The 3,159-nt window shown below is 41.9% G+C and carries 2 protein-coding genes; both read left to right on the top strand.

Annotated features, from left to right (window positions below; all coding sequences use genetic code 11):
• The coding region (locus GHN92_RS23430) for a site-specific integrase (RefSeq protein WP_218580743.1) at positions 1-1,460 on the top strand (1,460 nt) is incomplete at its 5' end.
• Between the two features lie 489 nt (positions 1,461-1,949).
• Positions 1,950-3,137, top strand: coding sequence for a hypothetical protein (locus tag GHN92_RS23435; RefSeq protein ID WP_153381323.1), 1,188 nt, complete (start codon positions 1,950-1,952; stop codon positions 3,135-3,137).
• Positions 3,138-3,159: the final 22 nt, after the last annotated feature.

Consider the following 3,159-nt stretch of genomic DNA (forward strand, 5'->3'; position numbering starts at 1 on the left):
CATCTTGGCCTCCTGGCTTTAATGGCGGTGTATTTTACAGAAAATCGTATTTCTTGGGTTTACGTACAGAGCCTAGGAGACTCGTTGCGGGGCCAACCCCTGACGAACTGTCAGAAAAGTCCTATGACATTTCGAAGCTGATAGAAACTCGGCAGCAAGCAGGCTTGATGAACATCGTCACCAGCAACCAAACCGATGAGCTAGACCTATCGTTCAGCCGTGAGAAATTCGACCAAATTGAGATCCACACTTGCGATCTCATCGCAAACGCTCAACCATGGAAATCCCCGCAGGAAGCGTTTGAATCCGATTTTGACGCAGAAGAAGAGCCCCCCTACGTCGAATTTATGAAGTTCAAAACGAAGTGGTACGAGCTAGGCGAAGAAATCTCGCTTGAAAGGAAGATAGAAAGGTTCAACGACTGGATTCGGCTTAATAAAGTAATGCAGCATTATATTATGACTGTTTCCCGCCCCATGAGCGTTGGCAGCATTGAAGAAATAAAGTCAATTATTGAAAACCCAAAAAACTACAAAATCAAGTCACCTATTACAACGAACAGAATCACGTCATTTGAAGCGTATCAGGCCAAGACAAAGGGAATCATCCAGAAGACAGTAGATACACAGGCAAAACGCTTAAAATTGATGAATGCTTGGCTTGAGGCAGAGCAACGCGACCTCAATCACGAAAGCATTGCCAGCTATCTCGATACACTCGACCTATCCATTAAGACTAAAAAACAATACCTATTCGCAGGGTCAAGTTTTTGGAAATGGGCCATTAAACACGACGAAAACTTTAAGAAACTGCACCGCGACCAACAATCACCGTTTGAAAAGCACGATTTTCCAGTCAATCGCAGCAAGAGAGGCGATGGTTCAACAGATAGAAAGGCGTTCACCCCGGAAGACGTTACAAAACTCTATGAAGCAGCGAAAGCCACCAAAAATCGTGAAATCCTCACAGACCTAATTCTTTTAGGTGCTCACACCGGAGCACGAATTGAAGAGCTTTGTCAGCTTCAAACCCAAGACATAGTTACCGAGGAAGGCATTAAATGCTTCTACTTCTATGATGGAAAAACTGCCGCCAGTGAGCGACATACCCCGATACACCCCGCGATTAAGGCAACTGTAGAAAAATTGATCCGTAATTCAAAAGACGGTTTTTTGATTAGCTCACCAGCAGGGAACAAATACGGAAACCGTTCCGATGCACTCAGCAAACAGTTTGGCCGATTAAAAACCACCCTCGAATACAACAGCCAATTCGTTTTCCATAGCTTCCGTAAGACCGTTATCACGCAATTACAACGTGCAGACGTACCCGGAATACTCATTGCCTCAATCGTCGGACATGAGACCGGAACCATAACATTTGACGTGTATAGTGCAGGACCAAGCCCGAAGCAAAAACACGATGCAATATCAAAACTAAAATACAAGCTAAAACTCTAAAACCGGAAGCGTTACACATTAAAACCTAGAACATCCATCCTAGGTTCCAAAGCTCTTACCCACCAGAAGAGCTTTTGACCCACCAATAATAAGTTCTAATTCTATAAAATCCTCTCGCATAATGCACGCCCCTGCACACGCCTCATGTGTACACACGCATACGCTTGCGTCTTTAGTTATCAATATATAGATATCAAATATAACAGATAACTATAATAAAGATTACTACACTGCACATACACACACGCAAGCACAAACAGCCCACATATTTGATCAAAATTTAATCTATGGTAAATTATAAATAAGGGCAATGAGCAAAGCGATATGAAGCATTTATCAACCCTTTGGTTACAACTTCACACTTTTGCTTCGCAAAAGATGAGAAGTGGTAACGCCGGGCCAAAGGGTGCCCCTTTGGATACCCAAGAGCAAAGCAAAAGCATCTCGCTGAAATTTAGGAGTAAAAAAATAACAACTACTGAGGGTTAAATGAGCAATGAATTCAAAAGCACAACCATGCTATATAAGAGACTTAATTTTTCAGTCTCTACACTTAAAAAATTAGGCAAATCCTTAAAGCATTCCTTGCGTGTTCACAGTAAAGAAGAAAAGAAAATACAATGGGATGAAGATCTATCCCACAACAATATATTTATAGTCAATGGTAAGCCTGTACCAATGAATGAGGCGTCGGCCTTGTCATTCATTAAAGACACACTAACGCCTTTTCATCTGGTCAATAGAAGCAAAGAGCAGAGAAAAGAAGACGTAGAAACCAAAGGCAAATATAAATACAAAATCAAGAAAATCATTAAAGATGAGGCAGGCCAACCCATAGCCGCCTACCTTGATGATCTGATCGACCGTGGCGATTACATCGACGGTGAACAGGTCAAAGAAGATTTTGAAGCCTTCGAGGTCAGCAGGAAGGCCCAGAAGCTCAAAAGCGTCCAGAACTACATAGACCTACATAACACCATCACCCAAGCAGAAAAGCCGCTGGATGGCCGTAGAACAGTCATCCAAGAGGCTTTCTTTAAATTCCCCATGCACAACCAAGTAGACCTACCGCCTGAATTTTATGTTTCTGCTATTCAGGACTTCTACGCCAAATATTTTCCTGACTATAACGTCCTATTAACAGTCTACCACGGCGATGAATTAGAGGGAGGTAAAAAGAAGGTTGGCGACCACCCGCATATTTTTATCGACTGTAAAAACAAAAGAACAGGTGAATACGACCTGACAGAACAGCAAGCGGTGCTTGCCAACAAAGTCATTAAAAATGTGGAATTTTTCAAGAGTTATACACCTGTAAATACCAAGCAACAAACCTACCAAGAAAGCCAAATCATAGGCGAAGCCTTGCAAGAGTTATTTTACAAACACATCAATAAAAAATTCAAAACTGAGAACATCTCACTTGTAGCTAATAGATTGGAACAGACCCAAGAAAACCTTGAAATTAGAAAGAAAATCAGGCTTGAAAGTAAGAAAGCCAAAGAAGATAGGGCATTTAACCTTTATACAATGCGACAAGAGCAACTTGAAAATACAGAAAATAAGCTTGAGGAAGTCACAATAGAAGTCGAGAACAAGCAACAAACAAAAGGCACGATTGACCTAGGCTCTGTACGTAAAGTATTGTCGCAAGCACCGCATAGCGCAGGCCAATGAGACCATCGCCGCAAAACTTGTT

This window comes from Pseudomonas sp. FSL R10-2964, from assembly GCF_009600035.1.
GTDB lineage: Bacteria > Pseudomonadota > Gammaproteobacteria > Pseudomonadales > Pseudomonadaceae > Aquipseudomonas > Aquipseudomonas bubulae.